The 23,608-nt window shown below is 63.3% G+C and carries 24 protein-coding genes and 1 tRNA gene; 18 read left to right on the top strand and 7 right to left on the bottom strand.

The genetic code is table 11. From position 1 onward, the window contains the following. Positions 1-18: 18 nt before the first annotated feature. Entirely contained in the window at positions 19-1,644 is a 1,626-nt protein-coding gene (locus N551_RS0126510; RefSeq protein WP_027569489.1) for a long-chain fatty acid--CoA ligase, read from the bottom strand. Positions 1,645-1,822: 178 nt separating this feature from the next. On the opposite strand from N551_RS0126510, the gene N551_RS0126515 reads away from it, so the two are divergent. From N551_RS0126515 to N551_RS0126545, 6 genes are all read left to right on the top strand, one after another. Beyond that, positions 1,823-3,676 (top strand): NAD(P)/FAD-dependent oxidoreductase, encoded by a 1,854-nt coding sequence (locus tag N551_RS0126515; RefSeq protein WP_027569490.1) that lies wholly within the window; start codon positions 1,823-1,825, stop codon positions 3,674-3,676. A gap of 39 nt (positions 3,677-3,715) precedes the next feature. Further along, positions 3,716-4,534, top strand: a complete 819-nt coding sequence (locus tag N551_RS0126520) for a lytic transglycosylase domain-containing protein (RefSeq protein ID WP_027569491.1) — start codon at positions 3,716-3,718, stop codon at positions 4,532-4,534. Positions 4,535-4,731: 197 nt separating this feature from the next. Continuing rightward, complete coding sequence (locus tag N551_RS0126525; protein WP_007592399.1) at positions 4,732-4,953, top strand: hypothetical protein; 222 nt, start codon at positions 4,732-4,734, stop codon at positions 4,951-4,953. Between the two features lie 12 nt (positions 4,954-4,965). Next, positions 4,966-5,388 (top strand): hypothetical protein, encoded by a 423-nt coding sequence (locus N551_RS0126530; RefSeq protein ID WP_027569492.1) that lies wholly within the window; start codon positions 4,966-4,968, stop codon positions 5,386-5,388. A gap of 402 nt (positions 5,389-5,790) precedes the next feature. Then, a complete protein-coding gene (locus N551_RS0126540) occupies positions 5,791-6,237 on the top strand; it encodes a MaoC family dehydratase (RefSeq protein WP_027569493.1) in 447 nt (148 codons plus the stop codon). A 92-nt stretch (positions 6,238-6,329) separates the two neighbouring features. Next, on the top strand, positions 6,330-6,842 hold the full coding sequence (locus N551_RS0126545) for a hypothetical protein (RefSeq protein ID WP_027569494.1): 513 nt from the start codon (positions 6,330-6,332) through the stop codon (positions 6,840-6,842). A gap of 167 nt (positions 6,843-7,009) precedes the next feature. On the opposite strand, the gene N551_RS39015 is transcribed toward N551_RS0126545, so the two are convergent. Next, positions 7,010-7,267 carry a hypothetical protein gene (locus N551_RS39015; RefSeq protein WP_197031210.1) on the bottom strand — a complete coding sequence of 86 codons (258 nt, stop codon included), beginning with the start codon at positions 7,265-7,267 and terminating at the stop codon, positions 7,010-7,012. Here N551_RS39015 and N551_RS0126550 point away from each other — a divergent pair. The 8 genes from N551_RS0126550 (at position 7,163) to N551_RS0126585 (ending at position 13,771) form a co-directional block, all read left to right on the top strand. Continuing rightward, positions 7,163-8,320: a LuxR C-terminal-related transcriptional regulator gene (locus N551_RS0126550; protein ID WP_027569495.1), complete on the top strand. Its 1,158-nt coding sequence runs from the start codon at positions 7,163-7,165 to the stop codon at positions 8,318-8,320. The two genes, N551_RS39015 and N551_RS0126550, sit on opposite strands and share 105 nt — an antisense overlap. A 229-nt stretch (positions 8,321-8,549) precedes the next feature. Further along, positions 8,550-9,521, top strand: a complete 972-nt coding sequence (locus N551_RS0126555) for an AraC family transcriptional regulator (protein ID WP_027569496.1) — start codon at positions 8,550-8,552, stop codon at positions 9,519-9,521. 82 nt (positions 9,522-9,603) lie between these two features. Beyond that, positions 9,604-9,852: a hypothetical protein gene (locus N551_RS0126560; protein ID WP_027569497.1), complete on the top strand. Its 249-nt coding sequence runs from the start codon at positions 9,604-9,606 to the stop codon at positions 9,850-9,852. 166 nt (positions 9,853-10,018) lie between these two features. Then, the gene (locus N551_RS0126565) at positions 10,019-11,137 is read left to right on the top strand and encodes a helix-turn-helix transcriptional regulator (protein ID WP_027569498.1); all 1,119 of its coding nucleotides are present in this window, start codon (positions 10,019-10,021) and stop codon (positions 11,135-11,137) included. Positions 11,138-11,249: 112 nt separating this feature from the next. After that, entirely contained in the window at positions 11,250-12,368 is a 1,119-nt protein-coding gene (locus N551_RS0126570) for a helix-turn-helix transcriptional regulator (protein WP_027569499.1), read from the top strand. A 230-nt stretch (positions 12,369-12,598) separates the two neighbouring features. Continuing rightward, positions 12,599-12,856 carry a hypothetical protein gene (locus N551_RS37430; protein ID WP_081747948.1) on the top strand — a complete coding sequence of 86 codons (258 nt, stop codon included), beginning with the start codon at positions 12,599-12,601 and terminating at the stop codon, positions 12,854-12,856. Then, a complete protein-coding gene (locus tag N551_RS37435) occupies positions 12,849-13,028 on the top strand; it encodes a hypothetical protein (RefSeq protein WP_245287854.1) in 180 nt (59 codons plus the stop codon). Before N551_RS37430 ends, N551_RS37435 begins: the two co-directional genes overlap by 8 nt. A gap of 14 nt (positions 13,029-13,042) precedes the next feature. After that, the gene (locus N551_RS0126585; RefSeq protein ID WP_007592375.1) at positions 13,043-13,771 is read left to right on the top strand and encodes a sulfite exporter TauE/SafE family protein; all 729 of its coding nucleotides are present in this window, start codon (positions 13,043-13,045) and stop codon (positions 13,769-13,771) included. Here the strand turns inward: N551_RS0126585 and N551_RS0126590 are convergent. Both N551_RS0126590 and N551_RS0126595 read right to left on the bottom strand, forming a co-directional pair. Then, on the bottom strand, positions 13,768-16,956 hold the full coding sequence (locus N551_RS0126590; RefSeq protein ID WP_027569501.1) for an efflux RND transporter permease subunit: 3,189 nt from the start codon (positions 16,954-16,956) through the stop codon (positions 13,768-13,770). The genes N551_RS0126585 and N551_RS0126590 overlap by 4 nt on opposite strands. Positions 16,957-17,104: 148 nt before the next feature. After that, on the bottom strand, positions 17,105-18,346 hold the full coding sequence (locus N551_RS0126595; RefSeq protein WP_027569502.1) for an efflux RND transporter periplasmic adaptor subunit: 1,242 nt from the start codon (positions 18,344-18,346) through the stop codon (positions 17,105-17,107). A gap of 201 nt (positions 18,347-18,547) precedes the next feature. On the opposite strand from N551_RS0126595, the gene N551_RS0126600 reads away from it, so the two are divergent. Then, positions 18,548-19,153: a TetR/AcrR family transcriptional regulator gene (locus N551_RS0126600; protein ID WP_027569503.1), complete on the top strand. Its 606-nt coding sequence runs from the start codon at positions 18,548-18,550 to the stop codon at positions 19,151-19,153. A 21-nt stretch (positions 19,154-19,174) separates the two neighbouring features. Here N551_RS0126600 and N551_RS0126605 read toward each other — a convergent pair whose 3' ends face one another. Further along, positions 19,175-20,671: an amidase gene (locus N551_RS0126605; protein ID WP_035963125.1), complete on the bottom strand. Its 1,497-nt coding sequence runs from the start codon at positions 20,669-20,671 to the stop codon at positions 19,175-19,177. Positions 20,672-20,733: 62 nt separating this feature from the next. Then, a complete protein-coding gene (locus tag N551_RS38395) occupies positions 20,734-21,057 on the bottom strand; it encodes a hypothetical protein (RefSeq protein WP_155809944.1) in 324 nt (107 codons plus the stop codon). Here N551_RS38395 and rnz point away from each other — a divergent pair. Next, on the top strand, positions 21,056-21,958 hold the full coding sequence (gene rnz, locus N551_RS0126615; RefSeq protein WP_027569505.1) for a ribonuclease Z: 903 nt from the start codon (positions 21,056-21,058) through the stop codon (positions 21,956-21,958). The two genes, N551_RS38395 and rnz, sit on opposite strands and share 2 nt — an antisense overlap. 9 nt (positions 21,959-21,967) lie before the next feature. Here the strand turns inward: rnz and N551_RS36295 are convergent, their stop codons facing one another. Then, positions 21,968-22,519 (bottom strand): IclR family transcriptional regulator, encoded by a 552-nt coding sequence (locus N551_RS36295; RefSeq protein ID WP_245287855.1) that lies wholly within the window; start codon positions 22,517-22,519, stop codon positions 21,968-21,970. Between N551_RS36295 and N551_RS36300 the strand changes: the two genes are divergently transcribed. Together N551_RS36300 and N551_RS0126630 are read left to right on the top strand one after the other, a co-directional pair. After that, positions 22,508-22,945 (top strand): tripartite tricarboxylate transporter substrate-binding protein, encoded by a 438-nt coding sequence (locus N551_RS36300; protein ID WP_245287856.1) that lies wholly within the window; start codon positions 22,508-22,510, stop codon positions 22,943-22,945. The two genes, N551_RS36295 and N551_RS36300, sit on opposite strands and share 12 nt — an antisense overlap. Positions 22,946-23,115: 170 nt before the next feature. Further along, a tRNA-Gln gene (locus N551_RS0126630) sits at positions 23,116-23,189 on the top strand. The last annotated feature ends 419 nt before the right edge of the window (positions 23,190-23,608 follow it).

Raw genomic sequence — 23,608 nt, forward strand, 5'->3', positions numbered from 1 at the left:
AGGCCGGGCGCAATCGGCTCAGGCGACGCGATACCCTTTGAATTTCTCGCGCAACGCTGATTTGAGCACCTTGCCGGTGCCGGTCATCGGGAACTCGTCCATGAACTCGACGGCGTCGGGCATCCACCAGCTCGCGATCTTCGGGCGCATGTGCTCGAGCAGCGTCTTGCCGTCGACGGTCGCGCCCTTCTTGCGGACGACGAGGAGCAGAGGTCGCTCCTGCCATTTCTCATGATTGATCGCGACCACGGCGGCTTGCAGCACATCGGGGTGAGACAGAGCGACGTCCTCGAGCTGGATCGAGGAGATCCATTCGCCGCCGGACTTGATGACGTCCTTGGAGCGGTCGGTCAGCGTGACGTGGCCCTGGGGGTCGATCACGGCCATGTCGCCGGTGATCAGCCAGCCGTCGCGGTCCAGGCCTTCTTCGAGTTTCATGTAGCCGGACGCAACCCACGGTCCCCGCGCGCGCAGATGGCCGACGCTCTTGCCGTCGCGCGGCAGCTCGTTGCCGCCGTCGTCGACGATCCGCAAGGCGGTGCCGAAACAGGCGCGGCCGGACACCTGGCGGCGGTCGAACTTCTCCTTGTCGTCGAGATGCTCGGAGCCCGGCCGCAGGCCAGGCATCGAGCAGCCGAGCGCCTCGGTCATGCCCCAGGCCTGGACGTAGTCAATGGCATACTCGCGCTTGAGCTTCTCGACCATCGCGCGCGGCGGCGCCGAGCCTGACGACAGGGTTGCACGAAGCGTCGAGAACCTGTTGCCGGTGCGTCCGAGCCAGTCGAGCAGGATCAGCCAGAAGCTCGGCACGCCCGCCGACAGCGTCACCTTCTCGCCTTCGAGCAGCTCGTAGAGCTTGTCGGGCTCGTAATTGCGGCCGGGCAGCACCAGCTTCGAGCCGGTATAGGGCGCGGTGAACGGCATGTTCCAGCCGTTGCCGTGGAACAGCGGCGCCATCGGCATCATCACCTCGCGCACGCCTTCCAGGTGCCCGGGCAGGAAGTCGAAATTGCAGGAGACCATGGTCTGCAGGATCGCGGCGCGGTGCGAATAGATCACGCCCTTTGGATTGCCCGTCGTGCCGGAGGTGTAGCAGATGGTGGATGCCGATTTTTCGTCGAACTCCGGCCAGGCGAAGCCGGCGTCGTTCTCGTTCTCCAGCAGCTCCTCGTAGCAATGCACGTTGGCAAGCTTGGTCTGCGGCATCCGCTCGCGCGAGCACATCACGACATAGGCTTCGATCGATGTGAGCTGCGGCGCGATCGCCTCCACGATCGGCAGCGTGGCACGGTCGATGAACAGCAGCCGGTCGTCGGCGTGATTGACGATGTAGACGAGCTGCTCGGGGAACAGCCGCGGGTTGATGGTGTGCAGCACATAGCCCATGCCCGGCGCGGCGTAGAACATCTCGAAATGCCGGTGTGTATTCCAGGCCAGCGTGCCGACGCGGTCACCGGGCATCATGCCGAGCCTCTTGAGCGCCAACGCCATGCGCTTGATGCGCGGATGGGCGTCGGCATAGGTGTAGCGATGGATGTCGCCTTCGATCTCGCGGGCGACGACCTCGGCCTCGCCGTGATAATCGGCGGCATACTGGATCAGGCCGCTGATCAGGAGCGGCATGTCCATCATCAATCCCTGCATCGTCTCCTCCGGACCGCCATGTCGTTGCATGACGTACGCTTGTGATGTGCGTTTGAGGTTAGCGGAACGCCAGCCGACGTTCACGCCAAAAAGCGAGGGACGTGATTGCATGCGTCACTTTTTCAGGGCTAACTGATGCGAGCTGCCGGCGAAGCAGTATCCGCCGGGGAGGAAACGGATGTCAGCGCAAAGACACAAGACCGGCGCAGCCGGCGAATCTACACTCGACATTGACGCACTCCGTGCGCGCTATCGCGACGAGCGCGATCGGCGCCTGCGCACCGAGGGCAAGGCGCAATATGTCGAGGTGACCGGCGAGTTCGGGCGCTATCTCGACGATCCCTGGGCCAATTCCGGATTCGCGCGCGAGGCTGTCAGCGAACAGACCGAGGTGCTCATCGTCGGCGGCGGCTTCGGCGGCCTTCTGTGCGGCGCACGACTGCGCGAAGCCGGCATCGATGATTTCCGGGTCGTGGAAAAGGCCGCCGATTTCGGCGGTACCTGGTACTGGAATCGCTACCCTGGCGCGGCCTGCGATACCGAGAGCTACATCTACTTGCCGTTGCTGGAAGAGACCGGGTACATGCCCGTTCGCAAATATGCACGAGCACCCGAGATCTACGAGCATTCGCGCCGCATTGGCCGTCACTTCGATCTCTATGAGCGCGCGCTGTTTCAGACCGTCATCACGCGCATGGAATGGCAAGAGCAGGAGGCAATTTGGCTGGTCAAGACCGATCGCGGTGATTGCATCCGCGCGCGCTTCGTCATCCTTGCTGGAGGCCCGCTGAGCCGTCCGAAGCTGCCCGGCATTCCCGGTATCGAAAGCTTCAAGGGACACAGCTTCCACACCAGCCGCTGGGATTACGCCTACACCGGGGGCACGGCCGAAGGTGATCTTAGTGGTCTTGGCGACAAGCGCGTCGGGATCATCGGAACCGGCGCCACCGCCGTGCAATGCGTGCCGCATCTCGGCCGCTCGGCCAAGGAGCTCTACGTTTTCCAACGTACGCCGTCGGCGATCGGCGTGCGGGACGACCGCCCGACGGATCAGAGCTGGGCGCAGCGGCTCAGGCCCGGTTGGCAGCGCGAACGCATGGACAATTTCACCGCCGTGATCTCGGGCGAACCATTCGAACAGGATCTGGTGCAGGACGGCTGGACCGGCCTGCTCGGCGAGATACTGCTGGCACCGCGCCGCCAATCCCAGCCGGTGACCTCGATCGAGGAGGCGCTCAAGGTCATCGAGCAGGCCGATTATCGCAAGATGGAGGAGATCCGGGCGCGCGTCGATGCGATCGTCAAGGACGAGGCGACGGCTTCGGCGTTAAAGCCCTGGTACAAGGCCTTCTGCAAACGGCCGTGTTTCCACGACGAATACCTCGACACCTTTAATCGCCCCAACGTGCATCTCGTCGACACCAGGGGACAGGGCGTCGATCGCATCACCGAGAATGCCGTCGTGGTCGACGGCCACGCCTACGAACTTGACTGCCTGATCTATGCCAGCGGTTTCGAAGTCGGTACCGATTACGCCCGTCGCATGGGCTTTGAGGTCTACGGCCGTGACGGCGTCAGCCTGTCCGAGCGCTGGCGCGACGGCGTCAAGACGATGCATGGCTTCTACAGCCGCGGCTTCCCGAACTGCTTCCTGATCGTCATGGTGCAGGCCGGCCAGAGCGCCAACTTCCCGCACATCATCGACGAGCAGTCGCAGCACATCGCCTACGTGATCGCCGAAGCGCGCAAGCGCAAGGCGCGAACCCTCGAGCCGACGCTGGCGGCCGAAAACGCCTGGGTCGAGGAGGTGGTCAAAGCCGCGCTCGGTCGCCAGACCTATCTCGCCGAATGCACGCCCGGCTACTACAACAATGAAGGCGTGTTCGATCCGATCGCGGCGAGAAACAGCCAGTATTGGCGCGGGCCGGTGGCATTCCTGCGGCTGCTCGACAAGTGGCGCAAGGAGGGCAATTTGGTTGGACTGGAACTGTCGTATGATCATGCCATGGAGTCGGCGCCTTCGTCCGGGTAAGCTCGGGCATCGGATCGCGCCAGAGAGAGGACATCGGACATGATTAGGGGCAGAACTGTAGCTGCGGCGGTTTTTGGGGCGATGACGCTGCTCAGCTGCCTGGCGCCCGCCGCCCACGCCGCGCAATGCGGCAGCTCGTCGGCCGGCTTCGAGGCCTGGAAGCGCGAGTTCAGCGCGGAGGCGCAGGGCAAGGGCGTTGGCCAGACCGCGCTCGCGGCCCTGGTGCAGACCAATTACGCCGGTGCCACCATCGCGGCCGACCGTGGCCAGCGCAGCTTCTCGCTAACGCTCGACCAGTTCCTCGCCAAGCGCGGCGCCACAACGATTGTGGCCAAGGGCCGCCAGCTCAAGCAGTCGCAGGCTGCCTTGTTCGCCTCGATCCAGCAGCGCTATGGCGTTCCGCCGGGCCCGTTGATCGCGATCTGGGGCATGGAAACCGGATTCGGCAGCCAGCGCGGCAACCAGAACATGCTCTCCTCGATCGCGACGCTCGCCTATGACTGCCGCCGTCCCGAATTCTTCACCGAGCAGCTCTATGCGGCGCTGAAGCTGATCGATCGCGGCACGCTGTCGGGGGCAACCCGCGGCTCGATGCACGGCGAAGTCGGCCAGACCCAGTTCATGCCCAAGAACATCCTGGCCTATGGCACCGGCAATCTCGAGGTTGCCGCCAATGCGCTGAACTCGACGGCGAATTTCCTCAAGGCCCATGGCTGGCGTGCAGGAGCCGGTTACCAGCCGGGTGAACCGAATTTCGTCGCCATCGAAGCCTGGAATGCCGCCGGCGTTTATCAGAAGGCGATCGCCCTGATGGGACGGCAGATCGACGAGGGCGGAGGAACGGCCGCCTCGCGCTGACCGGAGCCCCGTTTCGAAGGGGGTTCTAGCTTCTTGTTCTTGGCGCGTTTTCTTTGTGCGAACCGGCATCCACTTCGCTTGAACACGCTCCTGCTCAGCAAGGCGTGATGCGCCGACAAGAGAAAGTTGTTGCCATCAGGAACCGACGGCACGAGGTTTGCTTTGATCGAACAGGGCTGGGCATGAGGAGACTCAACATGGCAACCCAGATCGTGATGGACCAGACTGGCGACACGCGCCACGAGTTTGATCCTGGCAATGCCGAAGCGCTAGCGCGGGCCGAACGGCGCTTTCGGGAGCTGACCGGAGCGGGCTTCACCGCCGCGCTGCGAACCGGACCTGGCGAGGTCACCCGGATCCGATCGTTCGACCCGACCGCGCAGGAAACGCTGTTCTATCCCCGCCTGGTCGGCGGTTGATCTGAGCTGCTCATGATCGCGGCGGTCTGGCTCCGCGCGCCGGCGCGTGCGCGTCTGCATGCGCTACGCGAACTCTATCGGCGCTTCTTCGGCGAGAACACGCCGGATGCCCGCGGCCGCCGGCTCTTGGCCGAATGGCTGTCGCCGGCGCAGCGCGTCCAATTTGAGCAGTACCGGCATTTCGATGTCGTCGGCTGCGATACCGGCAAGACCTATCGCATCCACTATGGCACCGCCGCCAATGTCCATGAGATCGACGCGGCCAGAAACGCGACGATGGGGTGGTGCTTCGTCCCGTCAGGCTTTCTCGTCCCCGGCGACGTCATGCTCGCACAGAAGATCGCGCTCGAAACCGACGAGAGGGGAGCTCTCGCGCTCGCCAACAGGTTTCCGCCGGCAACACATTCGGAGCACTTCTACCGGCGGCCGTTCTAGGGCAAGGCTATCAGCCCAGAGCAAGGCTATCAGTGCGAGGCTATCAGTAATGTGTGGTGCGATAGGCATCCACCGCGTGCGCTGCAAAAACGCCGACGCTGCAAAGCGCAAGCAAGGCCGAGATCAGCTCGATCATAGCTCACCCTCCTGCGGCGGCAGGGCGACGAGGTGCTGACAGCAGGAATAATCCCAGATCAGGTCGAGGAAGAATTGCATGGTGGCCGTCCCTGTATGATTTTGACAACCAGATAACCGACCATCTGTTTCAGGCGTGTTTCGTCGCATCTGGAAACGGGTTTCTTGGGGAACCCGGGCTGGTTTGTGCGCTGCGGAGCCGCTACATCCCGCTCTTGCTCAATCCCATTAGCCGCGAGGCGGCACATCGCATGGCGAGGCAAAATCATGGCGCAGGTCGAGTGGTTCGACGATCTCACCATTGGAATGCAGTTCAAATCCCCCGAAGTTCACGTCACCGAGGCCGACATCAAGCGGTTCGCGGCCGAGTTCGATCCGCAGCCGATGCATCTCGACCACGAAGCCGCCAAGCAGACCCTGTTCGGGGGTCTCGCTGCCTCGGGATGGCACACCGCCGCGATTGCCATGAGCCTCGCGATCCAGACCCGCCCCTTCGGCCCGCATCCGCTGATCGGTGCCGGCGTCGACGGTCTGCGCTGGACCATCCCGGTACGGCCCGGTGACCGTCTGCATCTGGTCGGGGAGGTCATGAGCCTGACGCCGTCGAAGTCGAAGCCGCAGGGCATCGCGCTGGTGAAATGGACGATGTTCAACCAGAACGGCGAGGAGGTTTACACCTTCACCCCGATCGCGATCGTGCCGCGGCGGGAGTAGGGCAGGGTCGGCGCCCTACGCACCCCCTGAAGCCCTTGCGGGTCACCGGCAGAGGTGGTCATCTCGGTCCGGGGAACACGCTGGAGGCTGACATGAAACGATCTCTTCTCGCCGCCGGGCTGCTGGCCGGCGCCTTGAGCGCCGTCGCTTTGACCGCAAGACCGGTGCAGGCGCAACAATCCAAGGTCGGCGACTGGACCATCGAAAAGCGTACGCAAGACGCACATTGCAATGCGAGCCGCGGCTACAAGGACAAGGAAGACGAGAACCGGGACTACGTCATCGTCATCACCTATTCCGCGAAGGCTATCGTCATCGTCATGATCTATGACGGCTGGGAGTGGGACAAGGTGGGCGAGATCCTCCGGGCCGATGTCGGGACCGATGACGCCGATATCATGAAGAAGGCCAAGTGGGAGGTCATGGACAAGACCACCGTTCGCGGCATCTTCGAATACGATCAGTCCATGATGGACCGGCTGTCCAAGGCGAAGCGTCTCTCGCTCGATTTCGAGGACGATGACGACGACAGCATCGAGATGCAGGTGCCGCGTGCCGGTGAAGCGCTGGCGGCGCTGAAGTTTTGCGAGGAGAATCGCAAGTAGATTGCCGGAGCCGGATGCGAGGCCGGCGGGATCGGTGGCGACAGGGTTCTGCAGCGCGAACGGCGCCTGACACATCCCACGCGTGACTCATCGCACACAGTCCGCGCGCTGTTCGCTTTAATCCTAGTCTTTGGCGAAAACGTCCAAGCCGCATCCTGCGGTTGACGTTACGCAAGGACGATGTTCGATATTCCAGCATTTCGTTGCAACGTTTTCTCGGCTTGGAATGGGGCGATTGACTGGCCCGTCTCCTCCGCCAGTGTCCGGATCGCGATCTCTCTCGCGCGTGCGAGCCATACGCGGATTGCGTCGTCCGGCCGATGACAATCCTCCACGCAAATCGATTCTCGTCCCTCGTCGGCGAGATCTACGACGCGGCGGTCGATCCCGCGCTGCGCAACGGGGTGCTGGAACAGGTTGCGCATTTCGTCGGCGGATGTGCCGTGACCATCCTGTCCAGGGACAGAGCCAGGCTCTCGATCGAGATCCATGAGCATTTTGGCAGCGAACCCCGCTTCCGCCAGCTTTATCGCGACCGATATGTGGAGCTCGACCCTCTGCTCGATCGTCATCTCACGTTCGCGGCGGAACAGACGATCGGCGTCGCCGACATCATGTCTCAGGCGGATTTCCTGGCAACAAGCTTCTATCGCGAGTGGGTGGAACCGCAAGGAGCGATAGACCTTGCCACCGTTGCCCTCGAGAAGTCGGAGACGCGCACCACGATCCTGCAGGTGTTGCGCCACCGGTCGCGCGGACTCGTTGACGAGCCGATGCGAGAGCGCATGCGGCTGCTTGCTCCGCACCTCCAACGCTCCAGAGCCATGGGCCGGCAGATCAGGGCGCGTGCTCATACCGTGGACGACCTTGCCGATGTCTTGGATGGGCTGAGCACGGCGATCTGCCTGCTCGACGCAGATGGCCGGGTCGTACATGCCAACGCAGCATGCCGCGGGCTGTTCGCAGATGCCAGCCTGCTCGCAATGGTCGGCGACCGGATCGTGGCCCGCAACACCCAGACCGACAAAATATTCCGCGGCCTGTGCGAAATCGATCCAGGCAGCGAAACTCGTTCCGCTGCCCGCCGCCAGATCGAGCTTGCGACGTCGGTGGATGGGCAGCACTATCTGCTCCACGCTTTTCCCTTGAAGCGCGATCGCACTCCATCACGAGATGCCGCAGCCACGGTGCTGTTCGTGCAGAAGGCCTCGGCGGCGACATGGCTCGCAGCCGATGCGATCGCTGCGGCCTTCAGGCTGACACCGTCCGAACTGCGCGTATTGATGGCCATTATCGAGATTGGCGGCGTTCCCGACATCGCTGCAAAGCTCGGCATCGCCGAAACGACGGTGAAGACGCATCTCGGCCGCCTGTTCGAGAAGACCGGCGCCGGCAGGCAGGCCGACCTGGTCAAGATCGCCACCGGCTTTGCTGTTCCATTCGCGCGTCGAACGAACGGCAGTGGCGAGGCCGTGTGATCCATTTCACATGGCTTGCCGGTATGTGCGGCAATCTCAATCCATTGTGATGAGCCGAGCTCCCGTGTCCTCCGAATGCAGGACGCGAGTCATTTGATACTTTCGTATATCGCGATCCAGAAAAGTGAAGAGCAGCAAGCGCCGCGAAGAGATGCCACGACGGCGTCAAACGCGAGTGTGAGGAAACGACAGCGCACGGCCGGACCTGCTCGTCGGTTGGAGGATTGCAGTGAGCCAATTTGATTTTTCCGTTATCAATGTTTCAACGAACGAAATTCCCGAAAACGAGCGTATCCCGCTGCTTCGCGATTTCTACTGCCGCGGGGTGTTAAAGGCGGAGGTCGAGGTGAGGGAAGGAAAGCCGTTCGCGGCGAGCTTCACGTCCCACGTCTTGCCGGAAGCCCAATTGCTGATGGGAGGATTGTGCGGAGCGCGGGTCATTCGCACCAAGCACCTGGTTGCCGACGGCGACGACAGTCTGGCCCTGATCGTGAATCGATCTGGCGTGCTTGGGATATCCGAGCGGGGACACGATCTGAGCCTTCGTGCGGGAGAGGCCGTCCTGACCAGCGCGGAGGACGTCACGACGTTCGAGCGATTGTCCCTGGGTAGCTGCTTCTCGTTACGAGTGCCGAGACGCGTGCTGGCGCCGATGATCGTGGATGTCGATGACGCCGTGATGCGCGTGATGCCGGAGAGCTCGACGGGACTTCGGTTGCTGGTCGATTACGCAGTGACGCTGGTGCGGGAGAATGCGTTCGCGATGCCCAATTTGCGCAAGCTCGGGGTCGGGCATCTGCACGATCTTCTGGCAATCGTCCTCGGTGCCACCAACGAGCCGCGGGAGCTGGCCGGGCGGCGCGGCGTCAAGGCGGCGCGGCTGCAGAAGGCCAAAGTCTCCATCGCCAACAATTGCTGGCGGCAGGATCTCTCCGTTGCCACGGTCGCTCAGGAGCTCGGCGTGACGCCGCGTTATCTCCAGCGCCTGTTCGAGGCCGACGGCAAGACGTTCTCGTCCTTCCTGATCGAGCAACGCGTCAAGCGTGCGCATCGCATGTTGCGTGAACCTGGATACGCCGAGCGGACGGTCAGCTCGATCGCCTACGATGTCGGTTTCGGCGATCTCTCCTATTTCAACCGCTGCTTCCGGCGGACTTATGGCGCCACGCCCAGTGACGTCAGGAGCCGCGAGATGTCGTGACCGCGCGCGATTGAATGTCAGGTCAAATGCCGATTGGAGACGGCACGGGCGTGCGCCGCCCGCAGTTGGAGTGTTGTGTTGCATGCGCCGTTTTTTCTTTGATCTTATGCTCGGCAATATCGTGAAGATCGATCCGGGTGGCATGGTGTTCGAATGCCCCGAAGCGACATTCGTGGTGGCCAACGAGATGGCAAGCCACCTGTTCGTCTGGCGCGACGATTTACGCGGCCGCGATGCCTGCATCCGGGTCAGAGACACCGACGGGCGCGAGATCTATCGCGCCGCGGTCTGGTCGGAGAATGTGGAGAAGGTCGGCTGGGACGAGGCGTGAGCGTCCCGGTGCGGTATCGCAACTCCGCATCAGTAGGGCCCGAAACGGATATCCGTTCGTTCCAGCCGGGCTCCATCCGCCGGGCCGGCGTCCTCCGATCGGAGGATGGCGCATGCTGTGGTTGTGGTATGCTTGGTGATATTGATCACCCATGCCATTTATAGCCATGCACGGACCACGGAAACTGCCCGAATTGGTCGAGGCCATCTACGATGCCGGGCTCGATCCCTCGCTGTGGAATAACGTCGTCACCGGCATCCGCGACTTCGTCGGCGGCCAGGCCTGCGGGCTGTTTTCCAAGGACTCGATCAGCAAATTCGGCGTGACGCACTATTATTGCGGGGCGGACCCGCACTACATCCGGCTCTATTCCGAGACGCATTCGAAGTTCGATCCGCTGACGGTCCTGCCGCCGCATGGCCAGATCGTCAGCATCCCGGATCTCGTCAATTTCGATGAATATCGGCGAGGACGCTTTTACCAGGAATGGATGCGGCCGCAGGGTTGCAGCGATGCGGCCAACGTCGTGCTCGAGAATTCGAATCCGAACTGCCCGGTGATGATGACGGTGCTGTCGGGCCGCCGGATGGTGGATCCGGTAATGAAGCACCGCCTCTCGCTGGTCGTCCCGCACGCCAGCCGCGCGTTGCTGATCAACCGCGCCATGACCTCGCAACTGTCGCTGGCGACGGCGTTGGCGGAGGTCCTGGACAATCTTGCCTGTGGTATCTTCCTGCTCGATGGTTTCTGCCGGGTGGTGCACGCGAATTCCGCGGGGCACGATCTGCTTGCGGCCGACGATCTGGTTCGATCCGTTGCCGGGCAATTGGTGACCAGCAGTGCGGAGGCCAATCAGACGCTGCGGGAAGCGTTCGCGACCCGCAATGAAATAACCCTGCCTGCCACACAGGGGCATGCGTTTTCGCTGCTTTCGCCTTCGGGCGAGCGCTACGTCGCGCACATCCTGCCGCTGTCGTCCGTCCTGCGGGACCGCAGCGAGCGGGTGGTCGATGCCGTCGGTGCGCTGCTGCTGCGCAAGGTATCGCCCGGCGGACAGTCCTACGGCGAATTGATCGCGCGGACATTCGACCTTACACCGGCCGAGCTGCGCGTGTTCCTGTCGATCGTCGAGGTTGGCGGCGTCCCGGAGACGGCGGTCGCGCTCGGTATCGCGGAAACGACGGCGAAGACGCATCTGCATCGCGTGTTCGCCAAGACGGGCGTCTCGCGTCAGGCTGATCTTGTCAAGCTTGCTGCAGGATTCTCCAATCCGCTCGTCAACTAGACCGTTGATTTTGCCATCACGATTGAACCTTTCGCTCCCGCGAAAGACTCACGGAAGCCGCCAGGCATGAAGAACATGTCGCCATCTCCATGTGTCACCATTGGCTCTTCCAATGCCCCGACCTCCAAAGCCGTCCGAGTTGATCGAGACTATCTATGACGCGGGTCTCCACCCAGAGTTGTGGAGCGAGGTCGTTGTCAAACTCAATGCCTTCATCGGCAGCCAGGCCTGTGGTCTGATTTCGAAGGACCCGGTCAGCAAATCAGGCGCGACGCATTATTACTGCGGGGTCGATCCGCACTACATTCAGCTCTATGCGGAGACCTATTCCCGGTACGACCCACTTGCTCGGCTTCCGCACTATGGCGAGGTGCGCAACATTCCCGATCTCGTGGATTTCGACGAATATCGCCGCGGCCGCTTCTACCAGGAATGGCTGCGCCCCCAGGGCTGCGTCGACGTCGCCAATGTGGTGCTGGAGCAGTCGAAGTCGCCCTGTCCGATGCTGATGACGGTGATTCCGGGCAGGGGGATGCTCGACGCCGAGCAACGGGCGCGGATGCAGTTCCTGGTTCCGCATGCGAGCCGGGCGTTGCTGATCAACCGGGCGATCGAACGGAAGCAGCAGCGCGCGATCGCGCTCGCTGACGTCGTGGACCAGTTGAATGCGGGTGTCATCCTGCTCGATTCGGCCTGTCATATCGTCCACAGCAATCCGGCCGCGGAGACAATCCTGGCCGTCGATGACGTCCTGCGGTCTGTCTCGGGCCGGTTGGTGGCAAGCTCCTCCACCGTAAGTTCGGCGTTGCGCGATATTTTCCGCGACACAAGCGAAGTCGCTTTGGCGGCATCTTCGGGTCGGAAAATTCCGCTGACGTCGCGTGACGGTTCCTACTACGTCGCGCAAATCATCGCGCTGCCATCATTGCTGCGCGAGGGGACGGCCGAGCGCAGTTCGGCCGTCGGAGCCTTGTTCATCTGGAAAGCGGAACTCGACGGCCGCTCGTGTGCCGGTCTCATTGATCGCACCTTCGAACTCACGCCTGCGGAACTGAGGGTCTTACAGTCGATCGTCGATGTCGGCGGCGTGCCGGAGACCGCGGTTGCGCTCGGCATCGCGGAGACGACGGTGAAGACGCATTTGCATCGGGTGTTCGCCAAGACCGGCGTTTCTCGTCAAGCCGATCTCGTCAAGCTGGCAGCTGGATTCTCCAATCCGCTCGTGCACTGAGACGCGTTCAAAAACGCAGGCGAGTCGCTGCAGCTCGCAATAGGTTCAATCAGAAACATCATTAGAAAGTTATCGCGCGTCGTTCGATCGAATGACGCGATTTTCCGCGCTCTATTCTACTGAACATCACACGGTCTGTTGTTCGACGTATCGGGCATTTGTGTGAAGCAATTCACTGCAGACGGAAGTGGATCCCGTCAACCTCTCGAACAGGTTGAGAGGAGATTGTCATGCGAACGGCGTCACCAGTTCTGACAGGCAGGTTCCGCGATATCGTCGCCCGCATAGGCGCGGTACTCCGCGCGCAGCGTGAAATCGACGCGCAGCGCGTGTTGCAACGCTATCGCCATCTGCTGGTGCAGCCGCACGAAACATTGCGTTTGAATGAAATCATTCCGGTCAGCAACGAAGAGGATATTGCAGAAAATGCCCACGGATCTGATGGGTGCGAGCGCGCCGCCGAACACCCCAAATTCGAACGTGCGTAACGTCAACTTCGTCGCGATCGCGCTGACCGCGGCGCTCGTCACGCTCCAACTGGTCGGCCTCGCGATGGTGGAGCGATCTCACGCTTACGCGATGCATCCGTCGGCTCCACTCGAGCCGGCCGCTTGCACGGAGAGCGCCGAGGTCCCTGTCTCGCAAATTCCCTACGATTGACCGGAGGGCGGATTGTGCCTGATGTCACGACTCTGATGCTGCTCAGCGTTGCCGTGTTCGCCGGTGCCTTCGTCTCCGGGCTCTCGGGATTTGCCTTCTCGGCGGTGGCGGGCGCCATCCTGCTCCGGGTGTTTCAGCCGCTCGAAGCCGTGCCGCTGATGATGGCGTGCAGCATCGGCGTGCAGGCCACCAATCTGTGGGCGCTTCGACGCAATATCCGCTGGGAAGGCAGCCTGCTGCTGATCGTCGGTGGATTGATCGGCGTTCCCATCGCGGTATCGCTGCTCCAGAGCACCGATACGCATCTGCTCCGGCGCGGCTTCGGCATCATCGTTGCACTCTATGCGGCCTACATGTTGCTCCGGCCGACGTTGGTGACGGCCGGCGAGGCGGTCGGGCGGCATTGGGTTGCCTTGATCGGGTTCGGGGGAGGGCTGGTGGGCGGGCTGACCGCGATGCCCGGCGCGATCCCGACGATCTGGTGCGACATGCGCGGCATGCCCAAGAGCGAGCAGCGCGGCCTGGTGCAGCCGTTCATCGCCGCGATGCAGCTGTTCGCGATCGCGCTGCTGGTCGGACATCAGGATCTGTCGTCAAAAGTGTTCGTCGATCTCGCGGTCAGCCTGCCGGCGCTGTTCGCAGGCTCCGCGCTCGGCGTGATCGCCTTCCACAGGGTCAACGAGACGGTCTTTCGCAAGACCGTGCTCGTTCTGTTGTTGCTGTCGGGGATTTCCCTGATCTAGTGCCCGATGGTTTGCACCGGCGCCGCGCTGGTGTCGCTGCCGTGATGCGTCAGCGGCTTCATGCCGGTGACGGTCCGCAGCAGCACATAAAACACCGGCGTCAGGAACAGGCCGAATACGGTGACGCCGATCATGCCGGAGAACACGGCGACGCCCATGGCGCGCCGCATCTCCGAGCCTGCGCCGGTAGACAGCACCAGCGGCAGCACGCCCATGATGAACGCCATCGACGTCATCAGGATCGGGCGTAACCGCAGCCGGCTCGCCTCGATCGCGGCCCGGATCGGCGTGCGGCCTGCGAACTCGAGCTCGCGCGCGAATTCGACGATCAGGATCGCGTTCTTGGCCGAGAGTCCCACCAGCACGATCAAGCCGATCTGGGTGAAGACGTTGTTGTCGCCCTTGGAGATCCAGACGCCGAACATCGCAGCCAACAGGCCCATCGGCACGATCATGAGGATCGAGAGCGGCAAGGTCAGGCTTTCATAGAGTGCGGCCAGCACCAGGAACACCAGCAGGATCGCCAGCGGGAACACCCAGAGGCCGGAATTGCCGGCGATGAACTCCTGATAGGTCAGGTCGGTCCATTCGAAGGCGAAGCCGGGCGGCAATGTCTCCGCCGCAATCCGCGTCGCGACCTCCTGTGCCTGGCCGGAGGAAAAGCCGGGCGCAGCCGCCGCGTTGATGTCGGAGGACAGGAAGCCGTTGTAGCGGATCGCGCGCTCGGGGCCCGCGCTCTGGCGGATCGTGAGCAACGCCGACAGCGGCACCATGTCGCCGGAGGACGAGCGCACCTTCAACTGCCTGATGTCGTCGGCACGCGCGCGGAACGGCGCGTCGGCCTGCACGTAAACGGAATAGGTGCGACCAAACTTGTTGAAGTCGTTGACGTAGTAGGAACCGAGATAGATCTGGAGCGTGTTGAACACCTCCGTCACGGGGACGCCGAGCTGGAGCGCCTTGGTGCGGTCGATGTCGGCAAAGAGCTGGGGCACGTTGACCTGGAAGCTCGAGAACACGCCCGCGATCTCCGGTGCCTTCTGCATCGCCGCCATGAACGCATTCGTCGCCTGGTTCAGCGCCTCATAGCCGAGGCCGGCGCGATCCTCGATCTGCAGCTTGAAGCCGCCGATGGTGCCGAGACCGTTGACCGGCGGCGGCGGGAACATGGCGATGAAGGCCTCCTGAATCCCCGCGTATTTCTTGTTGAGGTCAGCCGCGATTGCATTGCCGCTCAGCGCGGGGCCCTTGCGCTCGTCGAACGGCTTCAGCGTCGAGAACACGATGCCGGCGTTGGAGGAGTTGGTGAAGCCCGAGATCGACAGGCCCGGGAATGCAACCGAGCTCTCGACACCGGGCTGGGTCAGCGCGATGTCGCTCATCTTGCGGATGACGTCTTCGGTGCGGTCCAGCGTTGCGCCATCAGGCAGTCGTGAGAACCCGACCAGATACTGCTTGTCCTGACCCGGCACGAAGCCGCTCGGGACCTGCTGGAACAGGAAGGCGGTGAGGCCGACCAGGACCACATAGAGGCCCATGACGGCCGCCTTGCCCGAGATCACCTTGGTGACGGTGCCGCTGTAATTCTCCGACGAGCGTGTGAACACCTTGTTGAAGCCGCGGAAGAACCAGCCGAGGCCCTTTTCCATGATGTTGGTCAGCCGGTCTTTCGGCTCGTTGTGTCCCTTGAGCAGCAGGGCCGACAACGCCGGCGACAGCGTCAGCGAGTTGACGGCCGAGATCACGGTCGAGATCGCGATCGTCAGCGCGAACTGTTTGTAGAATTGCCCGGTGAGGCCGGAGATGAAGGCGAGCGGCACGAACACGGCGATCAGAACCATGGCGATCGCGATGATCGGCCCCGACACCTCGCGCATCGCCTGGTAGGTCGCATCGCGCGGCGACAGCCCGCCCTCGATGTTGCGCTCGACGTTCTCGACCACGACGATGGCGTCGTCGACCACGATGCCGATCGCAAGCACCAGGCCGAACAGGCTGAGCGCGTTGATGGAGAAGCCGAAGACGTGCATCACCGCGAAGGTGCCGACGATCGACACGGGCACTGCCAGCAGCGGAATGATCGAGGCGCGCCAGGTCTGGAGGAACAGGATCACCACCAGCACCACCAGCGCGATCGCCTCCAGCAGCGTGTGGATCACGGCCTCGATCGACGAGCGGACGAATTGGGTCGGGTCGTAGACGATCTGGTAGGACACGCCTTCCGGCATGTTCTTCTTGATCTCGGCCATGGTGGCCCGAACGTGGTCGGAAATCTCGAGCGCATTGGAGCCGGGCGCCTGGAAGATCGGGATCGCAACCGCCTGCTTGTTGTCGAGCAGCGAACGCAGGCCGTATTGCGAGGCGCCGAGCTCGATGCGTGCGACGTCGCGCAGCCGCACCACCTCGCCACGCGTGCCGGTCTTGACCACGATGTCGCCGAACTGCTCCTCGTTCGCAAGCCGTCCCTCGGCGTTGACGGACAGTTGCAGGTCGATGCCCTTGACGTTCGGGGACGAGCCGACCACGCCGGCGGCGGCCTCGACGTTCTGCGCCTGGATCGACTTGACGATGTCGCTTGCGGTGAGGCCGTGCTCGGCTGCCTTCTGCGGATCGACCCACACCCGCATCGAATAGTCGCCGGCGCCATAGAGTTGAACGTCGCCGACGCCGTCGATCCGCGCCAGCCGGTCCTTGACGTTGAGCACGGCGTAGTTGCGCAAATACGTCATGTCGTAGCGATTGTTTGGCGACAGCAGATGCACGACCATGGTGAGGTCGGGCGAGGACTTCTTGGTGATGATGCCGAGCTGCCGCACCACGGCGGGCAGGCGCGGCTCGGCCTGCTGCACGCGGTTCTGCACCAGCTGCGTCGCCTTGTCAGGATCGGTGCCGAGCCGGAACGTCACCGTCAGCGTCATCGCGCCGTCGGTGGTCGCCTGGCTCGACATGTAGAGCATGTTCTCGACGCCGTTGATCTGCTCCTCGATCGGCGTCGCCACCGTTTCCGCAATCACCTTCGGATTGGCGCCGGGATAGGTTGCGCGCACCACCACCGAGGGCGGCACGACGTCGGGATATTCCGAGATCGGCATCGCGAACAGCGAGATCAGGCCCGCGAGAAAGATCAGGACCGACAGCACGCCGGCGAAAATCGGACGATCGATGAAGAATTTCGAGAGATTCATGGCCTTGCCCCTGCGCGAGAGATGACTCTCCCGTCATTCCGGGGCGCGGACAAAGCCGCGAACCCGGAATCCAGAAGTATGTCTAGGTAGTTCAACGATTTCGACATTCCGGTTCGCGCTGCCCGCGCGCTCCGGCATGGCGGCGACGCTAACGCTGCACGACGTCCTGATTGCTGTGGTTGGATGCCTGCTGCGGCCCGCGCGCGCCCATTGCCGCGATCTCCGTCTTGAGCAGGGCACCCGGGCGCACGCGCTGGAGGCCGTTGACGATGATGCGGTCGCCGGTCTTCAGCCCGGCCGTCACGATACGCAACCCGTCCACCGAGCCGCCGAGCGTGATCGACCGGTAGACCGCGCGGCTATCGTCGCCGACCGCCATTACGAACTTCTTGTCCTGATCGGTGCCGATCGCGCGCTCGTCGATCATGACCAGCGATTGCTGCTTGGGTTGGCCCATGCGCACGCGGGCGAACTGACCGGGGATGAAACGCCCGTCCTCGTTGTCGAACACCGCGCGGACACGGATGGTGCCGCTCTGGCCGTTGACCTGATTGTCGATGAGCTGGATGTGCCCCTTCGCCGAGAGACCACCGGAGGTCGCCATCGCGACCGGGATCTGGTCGAGATTGCCGCGCTTGCCGGAGTCCTCGGAAATCGAGTTCAACGCCCGCACCACCAGCTCTTCATCCGCATCGAATGACGCATAGATCGGATTGACCGAGACCAGCGACGTCAGCACCGGAGAGGCGGTGCCGGCGGCGACGAGATTGCCGACGGTGATTTCGATCTTGCCGACGCGGCCGTCCACGGGCGCACGGACCTCGGTGTAATCCAGATTGAGTTTTGCGGTCTGGAGCGTCGCCTCGGCCGCCTTCACGTTGGCGATGGCCTCGCGGTTGGCGTTGTCGCGCTGATCGTAGTCGCGCCGCGTGACCACCGCGTTGCCTACCAGTTGCGCGCCGCGCTCGAGCTCATTCTGCGTGAACACGACGCGCGCTTTCGCAGCTTCGAGCTGGGCCGCGGCCTTGTCGACCTCGGCCGCGTAGGGCGCCGGGTCGATCTTGAACAGGACGTCGCCTGCCTTCACCAGCGCACCTTCGGTGAAGTTGGTCGACAGGATCGCACCGGCCACGCGCGGGCGAAGCTCGACGCGCTGGATGGCCTCGAGCCGGCCGGAGAAATCGTCCCACAGCACCGTCTGCTTTGGTTCGATCAGCGCGACAGTGACGGGGACGGCTTGCTCGGCCGCGGCGGTCGCGGCCGCCTGCGCGGCACGAAAGTAATGGCCGGTCGCGATCGAGCCGGCTACGACGAGAGCGCCCATGATGGCGACGCCGCCGAGAAGGCGGCGGACACGGCCAGGGCGAGAGGTATTTTGGGAGGGGGGCATTTGCGCGCTCCAGATATGTAGTGTTCACTACAGATGTGGAGCTGGATACCGCAGCGCAAGATACTTATGTACCGTCCGCTAAGAAAATTGTAGCCACTTACCGCAAGAGTTGGCAAGTGGAAGAGAAAATAAAGCGAGAACAAAGAGATAGGGTCTGGCGTTAGGCTCAGGGACGACGCCGATTTCGAGGAGAACAGGCACATGGGCATGGGACGCCCCCGCGAATTCGACGCCGAAACGGCGTTGGACCAGGCGATGGAAGTGTTTTGGCGCCATGGCTACGAGGGTGCCACGATCGCCCAGTTGACCGAGGCCATGGGGATCAATCCACCCAGCCTCTACGCCTGTTTCGGCAACAAGGAAGGGCTGCTGAAGGCCGCACTCGACCGCTATACCAAACTGCGCAACGTCTGGATGGACGAGGTGGTGGCGGCACCCACCGCCCGCGACGTCGCCGAGCGGATGCTGATGGGCATCGCCGACAAGCAAACTGATCCGGCCAACCCGCCGGGCTGCCTGCTCGTGCAGGGCGGCATTGCGTGCGGCACCGGATCAGAGAGCGTCCCTTTTGAACTCGCCGCCCGCCGCGCCGAGAACGAAGATCAGCTCCGCGATCGCTTCATTCGCGCAAAGGCCGAAGGCGATCTCAAGGAGAGCGCCGATCCCGCGGCACTCGCACGCTATGTCTCAGCGGTATCCGTCGGTATGGGCGTGATGGCGTCGTCAGGCTCGGACCGCGAAGCGTTGCAGCAGGTCGCGAGTGTCGCCGTGCAGGCGGTCGAAGCGCAGTCGGCCAACAGAACTTAATCGCCCTCGATCAGTTCGTCACTACTTGGCAGACAGCGACGGCGGCGGGACGAAGCCGCCGAACTCGCGTTCCATCAGTCCGGCGAGCGCAATCGTGGTGCGGTCCTCGAGATAAGGCCCGATGATCTGGACGCCGATCGGCAGGCCCGATGGCGTGCGCTCGATCGGAACGGCGGTCGCAGGCAGTCCGCAGGTCGAAGCGGGGTCTGCCCAGATGAAGCACGCATCGGCATAGGGATAGAGCTGTCCATCGATATCCAGTTGCCGCGCGTCGAACGGCTCGGACTGGTCCTGGGGAAAGGCCGGCACGGCGGCGGCGGGGTAGATCACTGCGTCGAAGTCGCGGAAAAGCTCCTGCCATCGTTGTTGCAGCCGCAGGCGCGCCGCATCGGTCGCCAGCCATTCACGATGGACCATCGCCCAGCCCCGCGCGCGCTCGGCCTGCAGGCTGCGGTCCTCGGGCGAGAGTGCCGCGGCAACTCCTTGCGCCTCCGCGAGGGCGGCCGGTGTCAGGCGCGGGCTGCGCGCGGCGTTGAGCAGCTTCATGTAGAGCCGCGCGGATTCGGCGAGGTCGGGCAGCGATGCGCTCGAGCGCGCAACCCGCGCGCCTGATCGTTCGAGCCGTTCGGCCAATCGCCCGATGGCGGAACGCACGGCGTCGCCTGTCGGCATCAACGGATGCGTATCGATCACGAGGATCCTGAAATCCCTGAGCTGGTCGTGGCGCGGGGCCGGTAACCCGAGACGATACCCGATCCCCTCGCGTGTCTCATCGGGGCCGGCGATCACGTCGAGGGCGAGCGCAAGATCCGAGGCGGTGCGCGTCATCGGCCCGACGACGGCCAGATCGCCCTGGCCAGGCACGGGCGGCGCCGGCGGCAGGCTGTATCCGCGCAGCGGGACCAAGCCGAGGCTCGGCTTGTGTCCGAACACACCGCAGAAATGCGCGGGCACCCGGATCGAGCCGCCGATGTCCGAGCCGATCGAGAGCGGTCCGAATCCCGCAGCCAGCGCCGCACCCGATCCGCCTGAGGAGCCGCCGGGCGACCGGCCGAGATCCCATGGATTGCTCGTCGTCCCGTAGATCTCATTGTAGCTCTGAAAATCCCGCAGACCGATCGGGATGTTGGTCTTGCCGATGATGACAGCGCCCGCTGCCTTCAAGCGCGAGACGACAAGGGCGTCCTCCGCCGGCTGGAAATCCCTGAAATGCGGAAAGCCCCATGTCGTCGGCAGGCCGGCGACGTTGAACGGTTCTTTCAACGTCACGGGGATGCCGAGCAATGGCTGCTGCTCGCCGCGGCCAAGCGCGGCATCGGCGGCGCGTGCGGCGTCTCTTGCGCGATCGAAATCGCGAACGACGACGGCATTGATCCGCCCGTCCAGCGCCTCGATGCGCGCGATCGTATGCTCGATCAACTCCGACGCAGAAACCTTGCGCGCGTGCAGGGCGCTCAGCAGTGTGCTGATCGAACCGTAGTCCCAGTCAGTGGGCATCTGCGGCAGTCCCCGTTGCATCACGATCTCCATTGTCTCGCCTCGCCGTGTCGAGGTCGTTCGGCTGCAAGCCGCGAGTCGATTCATGTATCGAACATGCGGCGGGAAAAGGTGCGGTCGGCCATGCCATCCGAACCGCTCACGGCGTCGGCGCGACTTGCGGATTCAAAATCTGGGATCATCCAATTCTGCGCCTGTTTTGCCCGACGAGTCAAACCGTCTTTGCGGGCAGGATACCCGCCACGCGGTGCGAAATTCTTCAATGATTTGTACTGTGCATGGGGTTGTTTTCGCGTTTTTTTTCGAGCGTCCTGCGGGGACCGGCGCTTGATGCGGATCGATGGGCTCTGTACGCGCTGCTGCTCGCGTGGCATTGGGGGCGGTGAAGTCTGGATACTGACGAGCATGTTCGCCCTGACATTCCTTGGGACCTCGGCAAGCGTTCCGTCGACGGAGCGCAACCATCCGGCTCTCCTCGTGGAGGCTGCGGGCAAGCGGGTCCTCATCGATTGCGGCGAGGGCACGCAGCGCCAGTTGCTGCGCAGCGGTGCGGGGTTTCGGCGGCTTGACCGCATTCTGCTGACGCATGCCCATCTCGATCACGTGCTCGGCATCCCCGGTCTCTTCTCGACGCTGGGGTTGCGCCAGCAATCGGACGTGATGACCGTCCATGGTGGGCAGGGGACACTCGACATCGTCATCCGCATGCTTGCCGGCCTGTGGGGCACAGGCAGGGCGCCGATCCCTGCGGAGTTCGCGCCGCTGATTGAAGGACAAGTTATCGACGCCGGTGACTTCACCATCGACTGCTTTCCGGTCCGCCACCGGGACACCGACAGCTTTGGTTTTTCCTTCCGGAGCCCCGCACGTCGCCATCTGGAGCGGGAGCGACTCGCTGGGCTCGGTGTTCCCGATGGGCCGATGCGCGGAGAACTGGCGGCGGGACGACCGGTCGTGATCGCCGGCCGTACGATCGATCCGGAAGACGTTTTGGGGCCGCCGAGCGGCGGCAGGAAGCTCGTGGTAATCGGCGACACCGAAACCACCGACGGGCTATCCAAACATGTCGTCGACGCCGATCTGCTGGTGGTCGAGGCGACCTTCCTCGATCGCGACGCCGCGACCGCACGGGACTATGGCCACCTCACCGCCCGCGAGGCGGCTGCATTTGCCGCAGCGAACAACGTCGGGCAACTCGTGCTGAATCACATGTCGGGGCGTTATCGGGACGAAGAAATTCTGGCCGAGGCGATAGGGATTTTTCCAAATACCCGGATCGCTGCCGACTTCGATCACATCGTGATTTGAACGCCGCCCTCAGCTCGTCAATCCCGACTTGATCGCGAGGTCCTGCACCTCTCGCGTCGCCTGCATCAGCCTTGGCAGTGCCTGGTCGCGGAAGGTCTGCATGTCCATGCGCATCGCATCGACAGTGACGCTCAATCCCCCGATCACGAGACCCCGGGCATCGAAGATCGGCGTTGCCAGCGTGCGCAGGCCATAGGCGTTCTCGCCGTCGGAGACGGCATGGCCCTTCTTCTTCACCTGATCGAGCCGGGCGAGCAGGGCATCGAGATCGGTCAGCGTTCGCTCCGACAATTTGACGCGAGGGCGCGCTTCCAGTCGCTCGATCTGCTCGTCCCGCGCCAGATGCGCCAGCATGGCATGACCGAGCGCGGCGCTGTAGGCGGGAATGCGCGTGCCCGGCCGGCGATCCATCTTGTGGCGGTCGAGGCCCGCGCCGATGCGCGCGAGATAAACCACGTCGCCGCCGTCGAGGATCCCGAGCGAGGCCGCATCGCCGACATCAGGCACGAGATCGCGCAGCAGCGGTTCGACGATCGGCCGCAACGATCCGTGCGACAGCACGGTGTAGCCAAGGTCGAGACAGGCAACCCCGAGGATCTGCTCAGTGGCCAGATCGATCTGGCCTTCGACAACGTGCCGCTGCTGCTGCCGCAGGTGAAGACCGGCCAGCTCGCGATGCTTGCGACCGCAACGCCCAAGCGCGCCGCCTTCGATCCGGAAACGCCCGCGGTCGCCGAATTCCTGCCCGGCTTCGAGGCCGTCGCCTGGCATGGCTTCTTCGTTCCCGCCGCGACGCCGAAGCCGATCGTCGAAAAGCTCTCGGCCGAGATCCGCGCCTTCATGCAGCAGCCGGAGACGGTGCAGAAGATGGCTGAGCTCGGCGCAACCGCGGCTGCGGTGGATTCCGAACCGTTCGCGGCCTACATCGCCGCGGAAACGGCGCGCTGGAAGAAGGTGATCGAAGCCGCGAACATCAAGCTGGAGTAGCTGACCGCGGGATCTCCGGGGGAGGCACGCAGCCCATCCACTGCAGCGCTTGCCAGCCCACGGCCGAGCGGGTAGAACGCTGCCACGCCTGAGCCGTGATTTGCGCTGAATGCGCTTCCGGCCCCAGCCGGGCTATTCAATAAGCCATTGAATTTGTTCGGCTATTCCGTTGGGGAATGGTGTAACGGTAGCACAACAGACTCTGACTCTGTTTGTCTAGGTTCGAATCCTAGTTCCCCAGCCAACTTCCGCACACGTCGACAACCACCTGAAAACATTGAATAGTTGTGCTCTGGGTAGCTGACGTACCCCAACGCCGACCCTAACGCCTGCCCCCAACGGCAAACTTCGGTGCCCGCCGTGTCGAGCGCCACCGCCACGCCGACCCAGAGTTGACATGCGACCAATCAAGTTGCTCACCCTCTCACTGTCTCTGCTGGCTGTCCAAGGGGCTTCTGGGAAGGATTGGGAGGTCTTTGGGCTCAGACCAAACATGTCGATGAAGGATGCTGCTCCCGTCATGGCTGCTGCTTGCGCCAGCAAAATTGACAGGCTTCAGCCTCCAAATCCCGTCGAGAATCTGGACATCCGAATTTGTAGGCGGCCCGATGGGGCATCGCTTGAAGTTTGGTATCGATGCGGAAAGCTCCTCTCGACGTCCGT

Source organism: Bradyrhizobium sp. URHA0013 (assembly GCF_000518345.1).
Taxonomy (GTDB): Bacteria; Pseudomonadota; Alphaproteobacteria; order Rhizobiales; family Xanthobacteraceae; genus Bradyrhizobium.

Excerpts from the sequence above, each read along its gene's own strand:
- N551_RS0126510 (WP_027569489.1), bottom strand. The coding sequence starts at position 1,644 with ATGCAGGGATTGATGATGGACATGCCGCTCCTGATCAGCGGCCTGATC.
- N551_RS0126515 (WP_027569490.1), top strand. The coding sequence starts at position 1,823 with ATGTCAGCGCAAAGACACAAGACCGGCGCAGCCGGCGAATCTACACTC.
- N551_RS0126520 (WP_027569491.1), top strand. The coding sequence starts at position 3,716 with ATGATTAGGGGCAGAACTGTAGCTGCGGCGGTTTTTGGGGCGATGACG.
- N551_RS0126525 (WP_007592399.1), top strand. The coding sequence starts at position 4,732 with ATGGCAACCCAGATCGTGATGGACCAGACTGGCGACACGCGCCACGAG.
- N551_RS0126530 (WP_027569492.1), top strand. The coding sequence starts at position 4,966 with ATGATCGCGGCGGTCTGGCTCCGCGCGCCGGCGCGTGCGCGTCTGCAT.
- N551_RS0126540 (WP_027569493.1), top strand. The coding sequence starts at position 5,791 with ATGGCGCAGGTCGAGTGGTTCGACGATCTCACCATTGGAATGCAGTTC.
- N551_RS0126545 (WP_027569494.1), top strand. The coding sequence starts at position 6,330 with ATGAAACGATCTCTTCTCGCCGCCGGGCTGCTGGCCGGCGCCTTGAGC.
- N551_RS0126550 (WP_027569495.1), top strand. The coding sequence starts at position 7,163 with ATGACAATCCTCCACGCAAATCGATTCTCGTCCCTCGTCGGCGAGATC.
- N551_RS39015 (WP_197031210.1), bottom strand. The coding sequence starts at position 7,267 with ATGCGCAACCTGTTCCAGCACCCCGTTGCGCAGCGCGGGATCGACCGC.
- N551_RS0126560 (WP_027569497.1), top strand. The coding sequence starts at position 9,604 with ATGCGCCGTTTTTTCTTTGATCTTATGCTCGGCAATATCGTGAAGATC.
- N551_RS0126565 (WP_027569498.1), top strand. The coding sequence starts at position 10,019 with ATGCACGGACCACGGAAACTGCCCGAATTGGTCGAGGCCATCTACGAT.
- N551_RS0126570 (WP_027569499.1), top strand. The coding sequence starts at position 11,250 with ATGCCCCGACCTCCAAAGCCGTCCGAGTTGATCGAGACTATCTATGAC.
- N551_RS37430 (WP_081747948.1), top strand. The coding sequence starts at position 12,599 with ATGCGAACGGCGTCACCAGTTCTGACAGGCAGGTTCCGCGATATCGTC.
- N551_RS0126590 (WP_027569501.1), bottom strand. The coding sequence starts at position 16,956 with ATGAATCTCTCGAAATTCTTCATCGATCGTCCGATTTTCGCCGGCGTG.
- N551_RS0126595 (WP_027569502.1), bottom strand. The coding sequence starts at position 18,346 with ATGCCCCCCTCCCAAAATACCTCTCGCCCTGGCCGTGTCCGCCGCCTT.
- N551_RS0126600 (WP_027569503.1), top strand. The coding sequence starts at position 18,548 with ATGGGCATGGGACGCCCCCGCGAATTCGACGCCGAAACGGCGTTGGAC.
- N551_RS0126605 (WP_035963125.1), bottom strand. The coding sequence starts at position 20,671 with ATGCAACGGGGACTGCCGCAGATGCCCACTGACTGGGACTACGGTTCG.
- rnz (WP_027569505.1), top strand. The coding sequence starts at position 21,056 with ATGTTCGCCCTGACATTCCTTGGGACCTCGGCAAGCGTTCCGTCGACG.
- N551_RS38395 (WP_155809944.1), bottom strand. The coding sequence starts at position 21,057 with ATGCTCGTCAGTATCCAGACTTCACCGCCCCCAATGCCACGCGAGCAG.